Here is a 20011-nt window from a genome sequence, read left to right as displayed (position 1 = left end):
TATGAAAAAAAGAGAAATCAAAATAATTAATTTTTTACACTTAAGTGAAGAAGAATATGGAAAAATCTTAGAATATAGGAATCAAGAATATATTAGAAAAGTATCTATAAATCCCAATATTATAAGTCAATATGATCATAAAAACTACTTAGAACTATTAAAAAAAGAAGATGAATATTTTGCTTTTATAATTAAAAATGACAATAAAGATTATGGAGTAATTAGTTTAAAAAAGCTTAGTGAAGACACCTATAATATTGGAGATTATCTTGTAAAAGATGATTATAAATTTGAAGGTGGAGGCGTTGTTAATAAATTTTGTATATTATATATTTGTAATAAATTAAATATAAAATATTTATCTTATGATATGAAATATTCAAATAAAAGAGGTCTTAGGACAGGTACCATTGCAAAAATAAACTATTATGAGGAGAAAGATGGTTTTTTTTCTGAAACTTCAGAAGTTTTAAATTTTTTTGATAAAGATATATTAAATTCAAAACCAAGAAAGTTATTTGACAAGCTTTATGAAATTAAAGAGTGCCAAATATAAAGAGTTTAGAAAGTTGTTACAATCATCTCACAAAAATCAAACTCACCTAAATCCATAACTATTCCAGAATAAGATAACCCCGCTCCAAATCCAGCTAACATACAGTTATATCTAGTAGAAATCATTTCATTTTTTGTATTATGACAAATTGCAACTGGAATAGTTGAGCTATTTGAATTACCATAAAAAGTCACTACATTACTTGGAATTTTTTCAGAGGGTACATTGATCTTTTGTGCTAATTTATCTACCATAAATTTGTTTGGCTGATGAAAAAAATAGTAATCTAAATCATCTTTGTTAACTTTTGCGAATTCTAATGTCTCATTTATATATTTTGGAACAGCTTGCATTACATATTGAAAGACAGCTTGTCCATCCATATGAACACAAGGTAAATAATCATATCCACCATATTTAGCACTTGCAAATTTTTGCCTTTCTTCTTCGGATACTACTCTAAATCCCATACCAGGAAGAACCAATGCATCGTATAAATTTGCATCTACAATAGCGTGAAAATATATAGGAAGATTTTTATTACAATTTTCTATTATCGTAATACAAATAGCATCTCCCGCAAGTGGATAAGAGCTAGTATTACTTCTATCAGGATTTTTTGCTAAAACATCACCGGTTATTAAAACTACTTTTTTCATATTATCATTATTTAAAAGCATAAATGCTTGCAGTAAACCATTTGTAAAACCTGCACATTGTTGGTTTGTATCCATACAGAAAATACTATTATCCAAATCTAACTCACTCATTATTAAATTTGAAGTTGCTGGTATTAAAAAATCAGGAGTTGTTGTAGAAACAACTATTGCAGAAATGTCATTTTTATCTAATATCTTTTTTTCAAACATATTTTTTAATCCAAATACGGCAACTTTAGATACATAAGTTTCATTTTTAAAAAATCTATGCCTATCATAGCCCATAGTTTTTTGAAGTTTTCTATTTTGTTTTTCTGATAAATTGTTGTATTTCATATCATCTTCAAATGTATATTCTGTTTCAGGTAATAAAGTAACTATCCCTGATATTTTTTTTCCATAAAATATAGTTTTCATTTATTCTCCTATTTTGTTATATAAGAATGTTATACATCTTAATCCATCAGGTTTTGAACCTAACTTTTGACCAATTAAAAAATTTCTATTTGTTATATCAACCCAATAATATGCACGAATACCTTTATTTCCAATATTTAAGCTTTCTAAATATGAGTCAATTTCACTATAAATATCTATTGTATATTTAGGTTTTCTAAATTTTTTTGAAATCCAAGTCATACGAGAATATAAAGAACTAAATTTATATTCAAATATTTGTATAAAAATAAGTTTATTTTGCTCATATTTTATAATAATACTTTTATTCTTTATTAGTGTCATAAGCTCTTTTTCAGAAGGAATATCATCTATAATAGGATCAAATTCCTGATACATTGTTTCAAGTAAAATATTAATATCTTCTTCTTTTGCTAGTAAGAAGTCATTTTTTATTTTGTCTTTCTTCAAATTATTTTCACCAGATATTAATCTTGCAAATTCACTATAATAAGAAAAATTTAGTTCTTTAGCAAAAGAGCTAATTATTTCTAAAGATTTAGGCTCTTTTGTTGTAATCTCCATTGATATTTTATGCTTTTTTGAATGTGTTAATAAAAAATCATTTGCTAGTATCACATCAGAATATTTTTCTATAAAATAATAAAATTTACAAAATTTATCTTTTTTCAAAAGTAAAAATAGACAATTATTAATTATTTGAAAATATACTTGATTACTCTCAATCCAATTTATTATTTCATTATAATAATTAAAACTATTTGTTAAATTTTTTCTATTTGAAAGAATAGATTTTATCTCATCCATATAACCTCTTTAGTTTATAGTAGCATATAATACAGTTTCTGTTCTATCAAATGCATATTGTCTTATAGATATTTTATACTCTGGTACCCACATTTTTATTAGTGCAGGAATATTCCAAAGATCATCAAATTTATGATAGATTGATATTGCTAATTTCGGTTTATGAGTTTTTATCAAATCCATAGCCCCTAACAAGGCACATATTTCATAACCTTCAATGTCCATTTTTATTAAAGTTGGAATATGCTTAATAGTTGAAGGAATTGTTTTTACTTCTATTTTAAACTCTGTTGGAGTTGTTGTAATTGCTGTAGTTGTAGAACCTGGATTTATTATATAAACAGTTTCATCTTTATATCCAACTCCACACTTAATAGGAGTAATCTTATCTTTACAATCCAATGTATTTATATAATTTATCATTCTATTAAAATTAGTTTCATCTGGTTCAAATGCATAAATATATTTAAATTTTCCATTTGTACATTTATAAAAAGATTCAACAGTATCTCCAATATTTGCACCACAATCAATTAAAACTTCTTCATCTCCTAAAGGCATTACTTCTTTATCAAAATAATGTACTGTACTTGCATCTAATACTTCTTGAGAATATGTTACATCTGAAGTTATTTTTACTTTTAACAAATTAAAAAATACTTTTTTAGATTTTTCATCACTCAATGAATAATAAACCGTACTGATTTTTGCTATATCCATATCTGAAAAACAGAAATCTGTTCTCATAGTATCAAGTCGATCATAAATATCAAACTTTTTAGGAGGCATTATATTTTGCATAATTTCACCCGCTAAAGTTTGTAAGTAATATAAATTTCTGAATCCTAAAGAAAAAAGTATATAAGGTTCTACAATTGGGTTATCATAATTTAAAAATATTACTGTATTTTCAGGATCTTTATAAAATTCTTCTTTTGTCAGTAAAGGTATCTTATCATTTATTTTATTTCTTTTTTTTTCATCAATTCTGTAATACATATTTGCTAATTTAAAAGCTCTTTGATTTACTTCATCATCTTCTTTTTCAAACCAATCATATTGCCCATCTACTTTTACATCGTATTTTTTATTTAAATATTTAGGTAATGCTTTTGCATAATAACCAACCCCGAAAAAATATAACTTCTTTTTTGAGCATAAATCTTTAAATCTTTTTATAGTCTCTTCCGTATATTTGTTATCATAAATTTTATTTTGTATTAGAAACAAAGTATTAATCATTTCTTCAAAATTTTCATTAGTTTTCATCATTGATTTTTCCTTTAAAATAATCTTATATTTTTCCACCACTTAAAATTATTAAATTCTTAATAGAATCAATACTACAAAAGTTTTCAGGTAATATATCACTTCCATCTATTTGAATTCCAAACTTTTCTTCAATATCAGTAACTAAGTTTATTACATCAAAACTATCAAGCATTCCAGCTTCAATAAAATTAACATCTTCAAAAAAATCATACTCGGGTCTTATATCAACCAAAATCTCTCTTATTCTTTCCATTTTTTTTCCTTTTATATAAATTGTAATTTTAACAATACTCTATCAATTTTACCATTAACATTTATTGGCAAAGAATCTTGTCTATAATATTCAGTAGGTACCATATATTTTGGCAATATATTTGTTAAATCTAACTTTATGGTTTTATTTTCTATCTCATCAGCATTAGATGTATAAATTAATGTGATTTTTCTTTTTTTATCATTATAAAAAGAAACACAATTATTAATATATTCTAAAGATAAAGCTGCATTCTCAATTTCTCCTAGTTCAATTCTATATCCTAGGTGTTTTATTTGATCGTCTTTTCTACCGCAAAATAATAATAATCCTTCATTATTATATATTGCTAAATCTCCAGTTCTATACATTTTTTCATCATAATTATTATGTAAAGGGTTTTGAACGAAAACTTCATCTGTTTTCACTCTATTATTCCAGTAACCAGGAGATAAACTTGTTCCTAATACACATAATTCACCTTGAATATTTGGTTTTGTTACCAACTTATTATCTTTATCAAATAGTAAAATCCCTGTATTTTCTATAGGATATCCTAATGGAAACTCTTCATTATCATCAAATTCTCTATCAACTATATAATATGTACAATCTACTGTAGTCTCTGTTGGTCCATATGCATTCGCCACGAAAGATAAGTTTGGAAGATGTTTTTTCCATTGATTATAATATTTTACAGGCATAACCTCTCCTGCAAACATAATAGATTTTAATTCTTTAAGCTCTATTCCATCTAAAGCTTTAAATAAACAAACATTTATATAAGCAGAAGGAACCCAAAATATGAAATTAATCTTTTGATTATCAATGTATTCAATAAGTTTTTTAGGAAAAGCAAATAATTGTTCTGGAATAATTACCATTGTAGAACCTTGCTTCAATGTTGTATATAAATCTTGAGTTGTGATATCAAAATGTAATGCAGATTGATTACCAAAGATTGTATTTTGATCAATAGGCATTATTCGACAAGCAGCTTCAATAAAATTTACTACATTTTTATGTGAAATTGTTACTCCCTTAGGGATTCCTGTAGATCCTGAGGTAAAATAAGTATATATTAAATCTGTATCAATTAATTGTTTCATATTATTTTTTAATAATGTTGTATCTTGATCAAAATTTATTAAATCATAACAGATTATTTTATCTTTACTAATTCCTATATTAATAAGATTATCTTGATATGAACTATTTGTAATAATGAGGCTTGGATTTAAATTAGTTACTAAACTTTCTATTTTCTTAGAAGGAAAATTTGTGCTAGTTGGTGTATAGAAATTCCCACTATACACTGCTCCTAGCATAGAAACAATCGCTTCAATACTTTTTGGTAAATAAATTAAAATTGGTTTATTTTTAGTAAAACCAATTTTATTTATAATTTCATTAGATACTGATAATGATTTGTTCCTTGTCATAGAGAACGTAATTGTATGGTCACCACTTATAAAGGCGATTTTATCTTTATATTTAATAGCGCTAGATTCCAAATATTTTAAAACTAAATTTTCCATATAGTACCCTATTTTACGCTATTAACATTATTATAATCATAGCTTTTACCTAAATTATATTTGTCATATGGTCTCGCAAGTAATATATTTATATCTTTATCAAAGCATTTTTTGATTTCTTCAAAAGCACTCTTTCCATTGATAATCATTAACTCTTTTTCTCCTAAAGGCAATCTTTTAAGAATCTTTTTGTTCTCTAAATTATCTTGAAAACTAATATCAACGCTAGGAATAACAGTATCATATAAAGTACACAATATATATGTTTCTTTTTTGGCTACACCATTTTTGATTACATTTCCTGTAAATTCTTTATTATATCTGTATGGTACCTTATAAATATCTTCTACATAATGCATAAAAGTAAAACATTCTGTAGGCTTTGCTCCAAAAAAAAGAAACTTATTATTGTCACTTTTAGACATAATTTCAAATGAACTTCCTTTTCCGCAAGAATTTTTAGATAAGGAAATAAAATCTTGTGGTATCTCACCTATTACACATACAGATAATAGAGGATCTTCTGTTCTATAACTATTTTCTCTTGTTCTTGCATATTCGTTGAGCATGCCCATGCTACTTTTTGATTCTTTTATATCAAAATCTTCTTTATTACAAAAACTGAATGTATATGTTGGAAAAATAAGTGTTTTTACACCCAATGAAATTATCGCTTCATATAGTTTAGCAACAAAATCTTTTCTTTTAAGAAGAGGTTTTCCAAAACCTATATCTGTATGTATATAAAGAATATTTGCATTATGTGCTTCTAATTTTTTTAAAGATAATATAACATCTTCTAGTGTATAAATCTTACCTTTTGCATCTTGAAATAATTGAGTTTTCATTAAAAATAACCTCCATCGATATGATAACTTTCACCAATAATATATTTTGCACTTTCACTCATAAGAAATAAAACCATATTTGAAACCTCTTGCGTACTTAGTGTTTTATAAATTGTATTATAATCTTCAGCTACACTTTCATTGCCCAACATTCTAAATATTTCTGTGTTTTCTACCATTTCAGTTAAAACACCTCCAACTAAAACGCTATTTATTCTGATTCTTCTTTTAAATAATTCTTGTGATAAAACCTTTGACATTGAATCAGAAGCAGCTTTACTAGCTACATAGAGAGTTTGAGCTTTTTTAGGTATTTTTGTTAGTATAGAAGATATAAAAACTATAGAAGAATAATCATTAGAAATATTTTTTTTTGAAAAATGTTTTATAATTTCTAAATAAGAATAAGTATTTATATCCATCGATTCATTAAACTTTTCGTGAGTTATAATTTTAAGTGGATATACAGATGGTATTCCTGCAGAATGTATAAATCCATCAAGTTTAATTTCATCGTATTCAATAAAAGACTCAACAAGATCTTTTATTCCTTCAATTTGTTTAAGATCATAAACAAAATATTTATGACCAATACCTTTTAACATAGACAATGATTTTTCTAGTTTTTCTTCATTTCTTCCCAACAAAACAACTTTTGCACCAAGCTTTGCTAACTGGATTGATATTTCTCTTCCAATTCCTGAACTAGCTCCAGTAACTAGTATCTTTTTACCTTCAAAAGTGATCATGACAAATATCCTTTTACGTCAAAACATCTACCATAAACACCACTTGAATAATCACTAATTAAAAAAGCTATTTGTTCGGCAAGGATATTGGGATCAATTAATCCTATTTTCATTCTATCTACAGTAACTTTAATTGAAGTAGGAAGTAAATCTATATTTGTTTCTTCTCCTCTAACAATGGCAGGACGAATTGCATTAACTCTAATATTTTTTGAGTATAATTCTTTGCTCATAACAATTACGCTACTATCAATTGCACTTTTACTTGCTGCATAAGCAAGTTGACCTTTATCTCCATTTATAGAAGAGTATGAAGATATGGCTACAATACTTCCTCCATCTGATACTCTTTTATCAGAATAAAGTCTAACCATCTCTACAAATGCATAATAATTTATAACCATAGTTTCATGAAGAAAATCACTTTTTGTACTTTTCATTGGTCTAATTGGCATAATACCTATACAATATACTAATCCTGTTAGTTTTTCATTGTCAAAATTTACAGATAAATTTATTAATTCATCAAGTTTATCTAAATTGGAAATATCAAATTCTATAGAATAATGACCTTCTCCTGAAAGTTGAGAATAAATTTGTTCAAGCTTTGTTTTATTTCTTCCTTGAATAACAACTTTTGCTCCAAGTTGACTAAGTTTTATAGCAGTACTTTTTCCTATAGAACCTGTTGCACCAAGAACTAAGATCTTTTTATTTTTTAAGTTTATCATTCGCTTCTAGTACCTTTTGCCTTCCTTCATCCCATGTTGTATCTGTCGATATTATAGGTAATATATTTATCGGATTTATTTTTGCATCAGCAATACCTAAAGATAAGCCTATTCCAAAACCTGCCATTATTACAGGTATATCTTTATCTATATTACTTTCCCCGTAATAGTGACAAATAAGATTTGGTATTGTTGCGGAAGAAGTATTTGCATATTCATTTAATGAAAATGGTACTTTACTTATATCTGCTTTTATTTTTTTTATAATCACCTCTAGCATAGATTTATTAGCTTGATGCAATAAAACAGTATCATAATCTTCAATTGTTTTATTAAAAGATTGGAAAAATGATTTAAATAACTTTGGTACTTGAGATATACTAAAAGTAAAGATAGAAAGCCCATCCATATGTATAGAGGGATCAAAAGAAGGATTTCCAATATGAGCATATCTCAGTCCAGTAGTTGCACCTAATGCTTTAAATCCATTTCCTATTGTTCTTAAATCAAACTTAAAACCATCTGACATTTCATCATACTCAACTATTGTAGCGCTACCACAATCACCAAAAAGTAAATCATTTAACGATACTGTAGGACTAATTCCATCTGAAGTATCACCAACAAGTAATAATATTTTCTTCATATATCCGGATTGAAGACTAGTTGCTGCCATGTGTAGTCCATAAACATATCCTGAGCAACCAAGACTAACATCATAAGCCATACAATTTTCGGATAGTCCAAGCCTATATTGTAGTAAACAAGCTGTTGCTGGTGCTGGATAATCTGGTGTTTGTGATATAAAAATTAAACCATCTATACTTTTTTTATCAATACCTTTTTTTCTAAAAATTTCTTCCGCAGCTTCATAACATAAATCAGAAGTGATAGTCCTTCTATCCTTACTATAAAATTTTTGTGATACGCCAACATCTTTAACAAATCTATCCACAACATCTTTTTCTAGATATTGATAAAAATCCTCAGCAGTTAGCTTATCATTAGGTACAGCACAAGCAACAGCTGATATTTTTACATTTTTTACATGATCAATAGCCATATTATTTCATTGAGTTTAAAATATCATTAACCGTTTTAAACCCTTGTATATCTGCAGGGTTAGCAACTTTATTAAATTCTTCATCCATCATTACAACATAAGAAATAGCTGCCAATGAATCCCATTCTTCTAAATCTTCTAATACTGTTTCTGGACCAAATTCATCAATTTCTAATTCAAATAATTCTGCTAAAAGTTCCATTTTTTTATCTAATTCCATTTTAAATCCCCTTATTACTTTATTCTTTAATCATTGTATAGGAAATTAACTTAAATTTATAAGCATTTTTATTAATTCTTGATACATGGGTTCTATTATTTTAAATATGGTATGTTCCAGAAAAATATTTTAGATTATTTATAAAATATAATATTATAGTTATTAATTTAAATTGATGAAAATAGGTTTAGATTAAGGAGTATTAAAAGATTTGTGTAAAACAAAAAAGTTTTTTTTAACAAGATACTATTTAAAATCAATAGCTAAATATTTTATGTTGATGTTTACAGTAATTATGATTGTGTAGAAGAGGAGGTAAAAACTAATAGTGGTAATTTCGCAAATAGTTTTGATTATAAAGATTAAGTTTAGAAAAATATTCAAAATACAAAGATAAAGCTAAGTTAATAACTAAAGAAGAATTTTATAGAAACCCTGAAGATATTGTCATTTTTATCAATATAGATTCTTATGCATGTCTTACATTTAATAACATAAAAATAAAATTTCAATACTTAATGCTGGTGCGTTTTATAAAAATAAAACTTTTTATCTTCATTGAGAAGGAGTAGGTGTATCTTGTACAAATGAAGTTACAAACAGAAAAATAGAAGTCGTTTCAATAGATGAAACATATTAAAATGGATATTCAAACTTTTGAAATACAAGCATTATTAGGTGGAATAAAAAATATAAGCCTAAATTAGCTATTTTTGTTTATCACAAATTTGATGATTTATGGAATATTTCTCTTTTATTAAAACAGTGGATTCCTGAACATAAATTAATAATGAGGCATTATTAGTGTACTCAAGAAGAGACTATCATCTATGTTCTTCCAAAATAAGAAGATTATTTTCTTCTTATTTTCTTAAATCTATCTCCAAAATTTATTTTATCTATAATATTAATTTTTGTAGGTATTTTATAATTATCTAATTTATCTTTACAAAATTTTCTAATTAAGAGTTTAATATTTGATATATCATTCTTTAAAACTACATCACAAACAACATTTTGACCTGTAATTAAGTTTTTCTCTCCATAAGCCAAACAATCTTCTATTTCCTCCATGGATAAGATAACTGATTCAATTTCGCTTGGTAAAACTTTTTGTCCACCTACATTTATAATTTCTGTATTTCTACCAATAATTTTTATATAACCATCTTCTGAAACTTCTACTAAATCACCTGTTTTAAACCAACCATCACTTGTAAAACTATCCATTGATGAATTTAAGTATCCTAAAATTTGAGTTTTACTTCTTATCCATAACTCATTATCAACTATTTTATGCTCAAGTTCAGGGTCATCTATTTTCATAAATGTTGAGTTCGAAGATTTTGAAGATGTATTTGCTATTCCTGTTTCACTTGTTCCAAATGTTTGTAGGAATTTTACTTTTGGAAAAGCAGTTTTTAATTTAATTAGTAAGCTTTCAGGCATAGTTTCTGTTCCATAAGTAATCATTTTTAGAGAATTTAAGTCATATCTTTCATTTGATTTACTCATTAAAATAAGATTTAAAAAAGTAGGGCTAGATGGTAAAACTCTAATTTCATAATCTTGAATTAGTTTACAAATATCATCAGAATTTCTATTTTCTGGAATAATTGCCGTTGCCCCCATAGATAAAATATTCAACAATGTATTTAATCCACCAATATGGTCAAACATCAAAAATAAAATCATATTAAGTGATTTTTCTTTTTTATCTTTGTAATGCTCTACAAGATTATCAAAATTATGTATCATAGCTTTTGGCTTAGCCGTACTTCCACTTGAAAATAAAATAAGCCCTGAATTATTTTTTTCTTGAAGATCTTGTATCATTTGATGTTTTTCATTTGAACTATTTTCTTCAATCAAATACTCTTTATCAAATATTTTAATAATTTTATTTGTATATGACTCTTCTATTTTCTCTTTGATTTCCCTATTTAGTGTAGTTGTAATAGGCACAATAATATTTTTATTTTTGTATAAAGAAATAATTAATGAAATACTTTCAAAGCTATAATCAGATAGTATTGAAACTACTTCTCCCTTTTTTATTTTTGGTAATAAATTGTTTTCAATCTCTTTTATTTTATTGTATAAATCAATATATAAATAAGTTTGATTTTTAAATATTATTGCTATCTTTCTATCAAATTCTTTGAAGTTTTCTATAAACCAATTCATGAGTTATGAACTCCACCCAAATATATTATTTGCCCAGTTATAAAATCACTTTTTTCATCGCAAAAGAAATCAATAACATTTATTATATCTTCAATTGTTCCAAGTCTTTTAATTGCTTGTTTGTTTATAAGCTCATCTATCTTTTTTTTTGGTATAGCTTTTATTAAATCAGTTTGTATAGGATTTGGACCTATTGCATTTACTGTAATTTTGTAAGGTGCTAATTCTTTAGAAACAGTTTGCGTAAAATTTTCAATAGCAGCTTTACTTGCAGCATAAATTGCTTCTCCCTCGAGTCTTAAAGGTTTTGCAACAGTTGTATAGTTTACTACTCTCCCTGCTTTTTGTTTTATCATTACTTTTGAAACTTCTCTGGTAAAAAGAAATGTACCAAAAAAATTTGTAGCAAAAATATTTTTAACACTTTGAAATGATGTTGTTATAGAGTGATTCATAGAAGCAATTCCAGCATTATTTAATAAAATATCAATTTTATAAAACTCTTTTTTTATACTTCTAATCATATCAACAACAATTTTTTCATCACAAATATCAAGTTTAAAATGTCTATAATTTTTATGATTTATAGAAGATTCTCCCCTACTACAACCAATTACAATATCATTATTATTTAAATAATATTCACTTAGTTTTTTTCCTATACCTTTTCTGGTACCTGTTATAATTATAACTCTACTCATTTCACTCTTCTAAAAGATTTTGAATATATTTTGCCAAAGTCTCTACATCTTTAAATGGAGAAGTTTTTTGACTCATAGCTTTCTCATCTGCTAAGACTATATTTTTTGAAAACTCATCTGAAATTTTTTCTTCAATATCTGTTATTAAATAGACTAATCCCATACTATCAAAAATACTTTTTTCTCCATAAAGTCTAGTTTTACTTGTAGGATTATGCAACTTTGTACTTTCTTTCTCTTGATTGTACTCTTTTAAAGACTCTATTATTATATTTTCAATTCTTTCTAAACTCATCTTATCTCCTCATTTTTAACAAAAATATAGTTTTTTGTTCCGTCCTCTTTATACCCTAAAAATGTATTTAACTTTATAGCTTCAAGATTATTATCATCTATCCAAGTTGAATAATTTTCTCCATTTTGTGGAGTAGTAGAAGCTAACATATACCCTATTAATCCTGGTCTATGATTTGGATGAACGCAAGATAATCTAAAGTAATAGTTTTTATTTTTTTTCTCATATATTGATACTCCTGCCAATTTATAATCAACCGTTACAATAAAAACTTCTTCTTTCAAAATTAACTCTTTAAGTTCATCATTATTTGGTATATAGTCACTTAGTGGGTCAAAAGTTTCATTAATTAGCTTTAAAATCTCTTCAATATCTTCTAGTTTTGCTATTTTTACCATATCAAAATTCTTGTTTTTTTTATCTGTTCTATATCTTGAATATACTTTATAGTGTTTAAATCCAATTTGTGTATAAAGATTCTCATTTATTTTGCTATTTGAAATAATTTCAAGAACAATAGGTTTTTTATATAAACCAAAGAAATCATTTAAATTATTCAAATTTTTATAATTATTTATCAAGTAATAGAATTTATAAAAATTAGTGTATTTTTTTATTATAAAAATATTGTTATTCCTTACAAAAAAATTACAATTATCTAAAATAGTATTAAAATCATCATAGTTTACAAATAAATTTGTGTATTTTGGTCTACGTATAAAAATCTGAATAGCTTTCTGTCTTGCTTTTAATTTGTCTTCCAAAATAAAGCTAGGATAGTGACCAGCATATATATTCATATCACTTTTAATCGATTCAAAAAAAGGAATAGTTATTCCATCATACTCTTTTCTGCTTGTTCCAACTCCTTTTGTATCTGTATCACAACATTCAAATAAAGAATCTCCACTGAATAAATAATCATCTACTAATATACAAGAACTCCCTTTTGTATGCCCTGGAGTATGAGTAAATAAAAAATTGTACCCTTCCCAAATTAAGTTATATCTGTCTAAATATGTAATATCTGCAGCCCTAACTATAAATTCCTTAATAGGAGAACTAATAGTTTTATTCATAAAATCTAATATAATATTTGAAAATTTTGATAAATTTTTTGATGAAAACTGTATATGTTCACTTGCAAATTTTTGTGCAATTACTTTTGCTTTATATCTATCTCTTAATCTATCAACTGCCATTATATGGTCAAAATGTTCATGAGTTAGAAATATATAATCCAAATTACATTCACCAATAGCAGTAACTATCTCTTCATAATCATTAGGATCAATAACTACTGCTTTATTATTAACTTTAAGGACATAACTATTTATTCCTATTTCATTTTTATTACAAACTATAAGCTTCAATATAACCCTTTATTTAAAGTAATTCCATTCTAGAACAGTACCTTTTTTTATATCTTTTTCTAGTCTCATACCAATAACTTTATCTTTATCAAAAGTAGAAATCCCATATCCAGGTCTTAACATATCTAAATCTTCTTTTTTTATAATATCGCCTACTTTTAAATCTTTGTTTATATGCAAAGATCTTGTAGCCCAATGTTTTTCTGGTACTTCATTTTGAGATAAAAACTTTCTTTGTGTTCCAAATGCAAGTTCTAAATTTCTAATTCCTATAACAAGATTTTTCATATCAACAGGATCCATACTAAACCAATGATCAGGTCCTTCAAGATTTTTATCTATAGTAAAATGCTTTTCTATTATTTTTGCTCCAAAACATATAGCTCCCAAAGAAGCGGTAATCCCCAAAGAGTGATCTGAAAAGCCAATTATACACTCTGGGTACATCTGTTTTAAAGTTTTTATCACATTTAAATTCATGTTTTCCATCTTAGATGGATAGTTTGCAACACAGTGCAATAGGCATAAATCAGTGGTTCCGCTTTTTTGTAATAGTTCAATGGCCATGTCCATATCTGAAAGTGTACATTTCCCTGTAGATAAAAATACTGGTTTTTTTGTAGCTCCAATAACTTCTAGCATATCAACATAGTTTATATCTGATGAAGCAATCTTGTATATAGGATTATCAAGTTCCTCTAAAAAAGAGACTCCCTTTACACTAAATGGAGTAGAAAAACAGATAAGCCCTTTTGATTTCGCATAATCATATATCTCTTTGTGAAATTCCCGTTTTAATGTAACTCTATCAAACATTTCTTCTACCGTTTCAGATACTTCTTTACCTTTTTTACCATATATAACAATACCATTTTTATTGGATAAAAGTTCTTCTGTAGTATAAGTTTGGAATTTTACAGCATCAACTCCACATAAAGCCGCTGCATCTATACTTTTTTTCGCAAGTTCTAAATCTCCATTATGATTTGCTCCAACTTCTGCAACTATAAAAGTTGGGCTATCATTTGATATTAGCCTATCTTCAATTTTTATCATAGTTTATCCTCGATTGAATCAATTATTTTTTTAATATTTTCTAAAGCGCTTCCATCGATTATATCATAAGCATTTTTACAAACCTCATTTACCTTATCTAATTTTAAATTTAATAAGTTTTGATAAGCTTCATCGATATTTCCTAAATCTGTAATCATATTTTTCTCTCCAAAGCCTTTTACAATATATTCTAAATAATTCCATCTTACAGCACTTGCTGGAACTCCTAAGCACATTGCTTCATAGGTAGTCATCCCTCCAAGAGTTATTAATAAATCACTATTTAATAGTAATTTAATCATATTTTCTGGGCTATCTACATACTCTATATTTTCTTTTTTTATAGTTAAAATATTTTCTTTCCTATTTTTAGGCATCGCTGGACCTAATACAATCTTATAATTATATTTAGAATCATTTATTTTTTTAGCGAAGTATTCGGTAAAAAATGCAGGATCTGCTCCACCAAAACAAATTAGGATATTTTTCATAGATTTAATAGACTCTAGGCTTTTTTTTCTATTTTTTATTACTTCATTTCCAACAATATAGTATTCAAATCCTCGATAAATTTTAAATCTATTATCAAAGAATTCATAGTCAAAGCCATCAGTCACAAATAGAATATCAGGTTCAAACCCAGAATTTATTTCATTAAAATGTAAAATCTGTTTAGCTCCATTTTCTCTTATAATAGAACTTAATTCTTTTTGTGGAGATACTAAATCACTAATATAAATAAAAGATTTATATTTAGTAATTAACTCTAATGATTGATTTAAATTGTCTACTCGGTAGATATTATTTACATTATACCTTTTGAAAATATTTTCATCACATTCGAAAATACCAATAACATCTTTTGTAATAGATAAATATTTTATTAATTCATATGACCTTGAAAGATTTCCTATTCCTAATTGGCTGTTACCTTTTGCATGTACTATTATCATAATAAGATTATACTATAATAAACATTATTGATTTAAACAATCCAAAATTAAATTACAAATAAAGGTGAATTATGACTCAAACTCAATTGGAATTACAAAATGCACTTACTACAACTTTTTTAGCTAATTTAGCTTTTTTAAGTGAATATGATAATGAACTTTATCATAGAATTGATGAGTTGTCTCGTATGATAGAAAATGGAACTTATATAGAAAAATATGAATTAGAATTTATAATGGAGAATGGAGATTTTGATATATTTGATATACAAAATAATAAATACCTATATAATAGAAATCCTAAAAAAATAAATGATGAACTAGTTAGAAAAATGGAAAAAGATAATAAAAATTCGATTTTTAATATAGAAGAACTTTTTATTATAAAAGAAGAAAATAATATATCTTTAGAAAATAAATTTAATATAGAGTATCTTGAACAATCTTTAAATTTAACAAATACTCAAATGAAGGCTTATCAAAGAATTACAAAAGATTTTCTAAATAGTAATAAAAAAAGATTAAAAAGAATTGACAAACTTGTTTTTGCAGGAACTTTATTAGGAAGACATATACCTAAAATTGTAGCAAAATTAAATGCTAAATTATATTTAGTTTTTGAAAGAAATTTAGAAATATTTAGGCTTTCTTTATTTTGTGTTGATTATGCTATTTTAGCTAAAAGTGGAGTAATCTTTTCTATTATGGATGAACAAAAAAATGAAAAGAAAAAGATAGAACTTTTTTGTAGTATTTATGAGCAAGATAATTACATGATAAAAGTATCGACAACAAATATAAATATAGGACAATTTATAGATCAAATTTTACTTGAGTTATCATCAACAAAATCCTCTGTTTATGATTATAATAGAAAACTATATGTATATCTTAATAGAACAACAAAATATATTAGTGATAATTATAAAATATTGGATTTTAATAAAATAAATAATAATTTAGATTTCTTTCAAAATAAACCGATTTTATATTTAGCGGCAGGACCATCTCTAGATGATAATTTAGAATGGATTAAAAGAAATCAGAATAAATTTTTTATTGTAACAATTGGGGCAATTTATAAAAAATTAATAGAAAATCATATTTCTATTAATATGATAATAAGTTTAGATGAACAATTAACTATTTTAAATGATTCTCAATTTGATGATAAAAGTGTAAATAAAATTTCTACAGATACAATTATATTAGCTTCAACAATGACACATGAAAAAATATTAAAAAAATTTAATCAAAAGAATCTTTTTCTATATGAAGTTTTTTATCCATTAATTCAAGATAATATAGCTTTTAATGGACCGAGTGTGGGAGAAATTACTTTAGATATATTAATAAAAATGAATGCTAAAGATATTTATTTAATAGGTTTAGATATGGCACTAAATCAAAATACAGGATCAACTCATTCACATAATAGTAATTCTGGAATTGAAAGTTTTAATTTGCATTCAAATGAAGATAGGGAAACTTTTGGATTAAGAAAAAATATCCTAAAAGTAAAAGGGAATTTTTTAGATGAAGTTTTTACAACAGCACTTTTTAATACTAGTATAAATTTTTTGGAAAAATATATTTTATCTACAAAAAATTTAGATACAAATATATATAATCTTTCAAACCATGGAGCTTATTTTGTTTCAACAATTCCATTAAAAGTTACAGATTTAAGATTAAAAGAACTTATTTTAAATGAAGATAATTTACTTAATTCTTTAAATAAATATTCAATAACAAATTTGAGCGATAAAAATAAAGACATTTTTAAATTAGATTTGGAATTCTTAAATAATAAAATTCTACAACATATTTTAAAATTTGAAAATGATGAAATTAAATCATTTGAAGATTTTTTAATTTTAGCAATAGATTTTATGAATATTATTTATAAACATGAAGATTATGTACTTTTTGATATCATAGCAAGTTATTATAAGATGATTTTTCCATATTTAAATTATTATTTCAATGATGAAAAAATAAAACAAGAAACTAAAAAAATAAAAATGATACAAAAAGTTTTTACAGAACAAATAACAAATTTAGTAAATGATTATATGTTTTTTTTAGAGAGACTTATTAAATAAGAAAGGAAGATTGTTTTCAATCTTCCTTTTCTTAAAATAGAATTCAAGTTAATAATTAAGGCTATTGAAGAAGTCTTAATACATTTTGTTGAACAGCATTTGCTTGGCTGATAGCATAAGAACCAGCTTGAGAAATGATATTTTGTTTATTGAAATTTGCAGATTCTTGTGCATAATCAACATCTCTAATAATTGATTCAGCAGCTTTAACATTTGTTGCTTGCGTCATTAAGTTTCTAACAGCTGATTCAACTTGGTTTTGAGTAGAACCTATATTTCCTCTATAACCATTTAGCGTTGTAATTGCAGCATCAACCGTTGTTTGTTGAGTTCCAGCTACTGATGCAGTCAATCCACTTGCAGCTAAACCACTTAAAGTAGTTAGACCTAAACCTGTTGTATTTGATCGAACAGCTTCATTTGTTATAGTATCAGCAGATTTTTCTCCTACTTGAAATACCAAAGCTGTAGATGCAGCATTTCCTGCACTTCCAGCAGCAGATTGTAAAAGATAAGTTCCATTATAGTTAGTTTGCCCAGCAATATTATCTAACTGCGTTAAAAGTTTATCAATGTCTTTTCTAATAGACTCTCTACCATCTGCTGATGTAGTTGCAGTATTAGCTTGAATTAGTTTAGCTTTAACTGTATCAAGAATATTTGATTGTTCACCCATAGATTTATCCGCAATTTGTAGTAAAGAAACTGCTGAGTTACCATTTGATATACCTTGACTAATAGATGTTGCTTGAGTTCTTAATTTATCAGCAATTGCAAGACCAGAAGCATCATCAGAAGCTTTATTTATTCTAAAACCAGTAGAAAGCTTTTCTAACGAAGCAGTTATTGTTTTAGAAGTATTTTGTGCAGCTTCTTGAGCTGTTAAAGATGAAACGTTTGTATTGATTCTCATAATAAATCCTTTTAATTATGACACATTGTGATTTGACTCACTGCCTCTGACCTTCTTGTTTCTTTTTAAAGTCCCAAGCATAGAGAGGAAACTTCTTTCATCTCTTCGGAATCCATCGACCCCTAATCTTTATATTGAAATTATTGCATACCATTTCTTAAAGTTAGATTAAATTATATAATCTTTTTTAAAATTACACCACTTTCAATATGATTCGTATATGCGAATTGATCAAACAAAGCAAATCTTACGATTTCATGGGTGCTTGTAAGCTCTTTTAAATCTCTGTGTAAAGTCTCAGGATTACATGAAATATATATAATTTGTTCAAAATCTTTGGCTAGTGCCCTTGTTGTATCATCAAGACCTGATCTTGGAGGATCCATAAAAATAGTATCAAAGGTATAATTTTTTAGATTTACATCTTTTAGTCTATTGAATTCTCGTACTTCTTGAAGTCCTTGTACAAACTCTTCAGCACTCATTCTAATAAACTGAATTTTATTTACATTGTTTAATTCACAGTTTTTTAAAGCTGATTTTATAGAGGTTTTTGAAATTTCTGTTGCTAAAACTTTATTAAATTTCGTAGATAGTGGAATTGTAAAATTTCCACCACCACAATAAAGCTCACATAAATCGGCAGTTGAATTCTTTATATTATTTAAAACCCATTCAATCATTTGGATATTTACATTTGTATTTGGTTGTGTAAATCCACCTTCTTGGTAGGCAAATTTGAAATTTTGGTTATTTATACTTAGGGTTTCATTTATAGAATCGGAACTAAGAGCGATTTTTTGTTTTCTACTTCTTCCCATAACTTTGATATTTAGCTTTTTTTCAATCTGTTTTGCTAATTCATTCCACTCTTCATCTAACTTTTTGTGATAAATCAAAGTTACAAGCATATCATTTATTGTGCTTCCTAAAAATTCAACGGCAAATAGTTTATAAGAAAGAATTAAATCTTCCATAAGTAGATTTAAAAGTTTTGGCATGATTTCTTGTATCTGAGAACTTACTATTTGGCATGAATCTATTTTTAAAATATTTTTCTCAAAATCATTCATAGCATAAGATAAAATCTCATTTCCATTTTCATCTTTTTCCCACCAAATTCTAAATTCAGCTCTATTTCTAAAAGCTTCTTTTTCACTTTTTATAATGTCAAAATCCATAGTTGTAAAGTCTGAGAATCTATTTTTTTCTCTTTGTAATTTGAAATTTAATTGTTCTTCATAAGATTTATCATATAAAACACAAGAGCCACATTTACCAAAATATTCGCAATTCATTATTTAGTTTCCCACCC

The 20011-nt window shown here is 25.8% G+C and carries 20 protein-coding genes; 2 read left to right on the top strand and 18 right to left on the bottom strand.

Features of this window, described 5'->3' with window-relative positions:
* Window position 1 precedes the first annotated feature (1 nt).
* The gene (locus ASUIS_RS12685; protein WP_118887446.1) at window positions 2-556 is read left to right on the top strand and encodes a hypothetical protein; all 555 of its coding nucleotides are present in this window, start codon (window positions 2-4) and stop codon (window positions 554-556) included.
* Window positions 557-561: 5 nt separating this feature from the next.
* Here ASUIS_RS12685 and ASUIS_RS12680 read toward each other — a convergent pair whose 3' ends face one another.
* The 16 genes from ASUIS_RS12680 to ASUIS_RS12605 all read right to left on the bottom strand — a co-directional run bounded on the left by ASUIS_RS12680 (window position 562) and on the right by ASUIS_RS12605 (window position 15678).
* Window positions 562-1632 (bottom strand): 3-oxoacyl-[acyl-carrier-protein] synthase III C-terminal domain-containing protein, encoded by a 1071-nt coding sequence (locus ASUIS_RS12680; RefSeq protein WP_118887445.1) that lies wholly within the window; start codon window positions 1630-1632, stop codon window positions 562-564.
* Window positions 1633-2439 carry a hypothetical protein gene (locus tag ASUIS_RS12675; protein ID WP_118887444.1) on the bottom strand — a complete coding sequence of 269 codons (807 nt, stop codon included), beginning with the start codon at window positions 2437-2439 and terminating at the stop codon, window positions 1633-1635.
* Window positions 2440-2448: 9 nt separating this feature from the next.
* On the bottom strand, window positions 2449-3711 hold the full coding sequence (locus ASUIS_RS12670; protein WP_118887443.1) for an FkbM family methyltransferase: 1263 nt from the start codon (window positions 3709-3711) through the stop codon (window positions 2449-2451).
* 22 nt (window positions 3712-3733) lie between these two features.
* Window positions 3734-3964, bottom strand: coding sequence for an acyl carrier protein (locus ASUIS_RS12665; protein ID WP_046998357.1), 231 nt, complete (start codon window positions 3962-3964; stop codon window positions 3734-3736).
* Window positions 3965-3975: 11 nt separating this feature from the next.
* Entirely contained in the window at window positions 3976-5502 is a 1527-nt protein-coding gene (locus ASUIS_RS12660) for an AMP-binding protein (protein ID WP_118887442.1), read from the bottom strand.
* A gap of 8 nt (window positions 5503-5510) precedes the next feature.
* Window positions 5511-6350 (bottom strand): AAC(3) family N-acetyltransferase, encoded by an 840-nt coding sequence (locus ASUIS_RS12655; RefSeq protein WP_118887441.1) that lies wholly within the window; start codon window positions 6348-6350, stop codon window positions 5511-5513.
* The gene (locus ASUIS_RS12650) at window positions 6350-7099 is read right to left on the bottom strand and encodes an SDR family NAD(P)-dependent oxidoreductase (protein WP_118887440.1); all 750 of its coding nucleotides are present in this window, start codon (window positions 7097-7099) and stop codon (window positions 6350-6352) included. The genes ASUIS_RS12655 and ASUIS_RS12650 overlap by 1 nt, the downstream gene beginning before the upstream one ends.
* On the bottom strand, window positions 7096-7830 hold the full coding sequence (locus tag ASUIS_RS12645; protein WP_118887439.1) for an SDR family NAD(P)-dependent oxidoreductase: 735 nt from the start codon (window positions 7828-7830) through the stop codon (window positions 7096-7098). The genes ASUIS_RS12650 and ASUIS_RS12645 overlap by 4 nt, the downstream gene beginning before the upstream one ends.
* Window positions 7811-8893 (bottom strand): 3-oxoacyl-ACP synthase III family protein, encoded by a 1083-nt coding sequence (locus tag ASUIS_RS12640; protein WP_118887438.1) that lies wholly within the window; start codon window positions 8891-8893, stop codon window positions 7811-7813. The genes ASUIS_RS12645 and ASUIS_RS12640 overlap by 20 nt, the downstream gene beginning before the upstream one ends.
* A gap of 1 nt (window position 8894) precedes the next feature.
* Complete coding sequence (locus tag ASUIS_RS12635) at window positions 8895-9113, bottom strand: phosphopantetheine-binding protein (RefSeq protein WP_118887437.1); 219 nt, start codon at window positions 9111-9113, stop codon at window positions 8895-8897.
* 852 nt (window positions 9114-9965) lie between these two features.
* Complete coding sequence (locus ASUIS_RS12630; RefSeq protein ID WP_118887436.1) at window positions 9966-11300, bottom strand: ANL family adenylate-forming protein; 1335 nt, start codon at window positions 11298-11300, stop codon at window positions 9966-9968.
* Complete coding sequence (locus ASUIS_RS12625; protein WP_118887435.1) at window positions 11297-12001, bottom strand: SDR family oxidoreductase; 705 nt, start codon at window positions 11999-12001, stop codon at window positions 11297-11299. The genes ASUIS_RS12630 and ASUIS_RS12625 overlap by 4 nt, the downstream gene beginning before the upstream one ends.
* Before the next feature lies 1 nt (window position 12002).
* Entirely contained in the window at window positions 12003-12296 is a 294-nt protein-coding gene (locus tag ASUIS_RS12620) for a hypothetical protein (protein ID WP_118887434.1), read from the bottom strand.
* Window positions 12293-13669: an MBL fold metallo-hydrolase gene (locus ASUIS_RS12615; RefSeq protein WP_192894429.1), complete on the bottom strand. Its 1377-nt coding sequence runs from the start codon at window positions 13667-13669 to the stop codon at window positions 12293-12295. The genes ASUIS_RS12620 and ASUIS_RS12615 overlap by 4 nt, the downstream gene beginning before the upstream one ends.
* Window positions 13670-13678: 9 nt before the next feature.
* Complete coding sequence (locus ASUIS_RS12610) at window positions 13679-14725, bottom strand: N-acetylneuraminate synthase family protein (protein ID WP_118887432.1); 1047 nt, start codon at window positions 14723-14725, stop codon at window positions 13679-13681.
* Window positions 14722-15678, bottom strand: a complete 957-nt coding sequence (locus tag ASUIS_RS12605; protein WP_118887431.1) for a hypothetical protein — start codon at window positions 15676-15678, stop codon at window positions 14722-14724. The genes ASUIS_RS12610 and ASUIS_RS12605 overlap by 4 nt, the downstream gene beginning before the upstream one ends.
* A gap of 71 nt (window positions 15679-15749) precedes the next feature.
* Here ASUIS_RS12605 and ASUIS_RS12600 point away from each other — a divergent pair, with 71 nt between their 5' ends.
* The gene (locus ASUIS_RS12600) at window positions 15750-17783 is read left to right on the top strand and encodes a 6-hydroxymethylpterin diphosphokinase MptE-like protein (protein WP_118887430.1); all 2034 of its coding nucleotides are present in this window, start codon (window positions 15750-15752) and stop codon (window positions 17781-17783) included.
* 61 nt (window positions 17784-17844) lie between these two features.
* On the opposite strand, the gene ASUIS_RS12595 is transcribed toward ASUIS_RS12600, so the two are convergent.
* Together ASUIS_RS12595 and trmA are read right to left on the bottom strand one after the other, a co-directional pair.
* Window positions 17845-18696, bottom strand: coding sequence for a flagellin (locus tag ASUIS_RS12595; RefSeq protein ID WP_118887429.1), 852 nt, complete (start codon window positions 18694-18696; stop codon window positions 17845-17847).
* A gap of 173 nt (window positions 18697-18869) precedes the next feature.
* Window positions 18870-19994 carry a tRNA (uridine(54)-C5)-methyltransferase TrmA gene (trmA, locus tag ASUIS_RS12590; RefSeq protein WP_118887428.1) on the bottom strand — a complete coding sequence of 375 codons (1125 nt, stop codon included), beginning with the start codon at window positions 19992-19994 and terminating at the stop codon, window positions 18870-18872.
* Window positions 19995-20011 lie beyond the last annotated feature (17 nt).

Origin of the sequence: Arcobacter suis CECT 7833 (assembly GCF_003544815.1) — a bacterium.
Taxonomy (GTDB): Bacteria; Campylobacterota; Campylobacteria; order Campylobacterales; family Arcobacteraceae; genus Aliarcobacter; species Aliarcobacter suis.
Note: the sequence above shows the minus strand (reverse complement) of the source record. Positions and strands in the feature narration are given on the sequence as shown.

Excerpts from the sequence above, each read along its gene's own strand:
- ASUIS_RS12685 (WP_118887446.1), top strand. The coding sequence starts at position 2 with ATGAAAAAAAGAGAAATCAAAATAATTAATTTTTTACACTTAAGTGAA.
- ASUIS_RS12680 (WP_118887445.1), bottom strand. The coding sequence starts at position 1,632 with ATGAAAACTATATTTTATGGAAAAAAAATATCAGGGATAGTTACTTTA.
- ASUIS_RS12675 (WP_118887444.1), bottom strand. The coding sequence starts at position 2,439 with ATGGATGAGATAAAATCTATTCTTTCAAATAGAAAAAATTTAACAAAT.
- ASUIS_RS12670 (WP_118887443.1), bottom strand. The coding sequence starts at position 3,711 with ATGATGAAAACTAATGAAAATTTTGAAGAAATGATTAATACTTTGTTT.
- ASUIS_RS12665 (WP_046998357.1), bottom strand. The coding sequence starts at position 3,964 with ATGGAAAGAATAAGAGAGATTTTGGTTGATATAAGACCCGAGTATGAT.
- ASUIS_RS12660 (WP_118887442.1), bottom strand. The coding sequence starts at position 5,502 with ATGGAAAATTTAGTTTTAAAATATTTGGAATCTAGCGCTATTAAATAT.
- ASUIS_RS12655 (WP_118887441.1), bottom strand. The coding sequence starts at position 6,350 with ATGAAAACTCAATTATTTCAAGATGCAAAAGGTAAGATTTATACACTA.
- ASUIS_RS12650 (WP_118887440.1), bottom strand. The coding sequence starts at position 7,099 with ATGATCACTTTTGAAGGTAAAAAGATACTAGTTACTGGAGCTAGTTCA.
- ASUIS_RS12645 (WP_118887439.1), bottom strand. The coding sequence starts at position 7,830 with ATGATAAACTTAAAAAATAAAAAGATCTTAGTTCTTGGTGCAACAGGT.
- ASUIS_RS12640 (WP_118887438.1), bottom strand. The coding sequence starts at position 8,893 with ATGGCTATTGATCATGTAAAAAATGTAAAAATATCAGCTGTTGCTTGT.
- ASUIS_RS12635 (WP_118887437.1), bottom strand. The coding sequence starts at position 9,113 with ATGGAATTAGATAAAAAAATGGAACTTTTAGCAGAATTATTTGAATTA.
- ASUIS_RS12630 (WP_118887436.1), bottom strand. The coding sequence starts at position 11,300 with ATGAATTGGTTTATAGAAAACTTCAAAGAATTTGATAGAAAGATAGCA.
- ASUIS_RS12625 (WP_118887435.1), bottom strand. The coding sequence starts at position 12,001 with ATGAGTAGAGTTATAATTATAACAGGTACCAGAAAAGGTATAGGAAAA.
- ASUIS_RS12620 (WP_118887434.1), bottom strand. The coding sequence starts at position 12,296 with ATGAGTTTAGAAAGAATTGAAAATATAATAATAGAGTCTTTAAAAGAG.
- ASUIS_RS12610 (WP_118887432.1), bottom strand. The coding sequence starts at position 14,725 with ATGATAAAAATTGAAGATAGGCTAATATCAAATGATAGCCCAACTTTT.
- ASUIS_RS12605 (WP_118887431.1), bottom strand. The coding sequence starts at position 15,678 with ATGATAATAGTACATGCAAAAGGTAACAGCCAATTAGGAATAGGAAAT.
- ASUIS_RS12600 (WP_118887430.1), top strand. The coding sequence starts at position 15,750 with ATGACTCAAACTCAATTGGAATTACAAAATGCACTTACTACAACTTTT.
- ASUIS_RS12595 (WP_118887429.1), bottom strand. The coding sequence starts at position 18,696 with ATGAGAATCAATACAAACGTTTCATCTTTAACAGCTCAAGAAGCTGCA.
- trmA (WP_118887428.1), bottom strand. The coding sequence starts at position 19,994 with ATGAATTGCGAATATTTTGGTAAATGTGGCTCTTGTGTTTTATATGAT.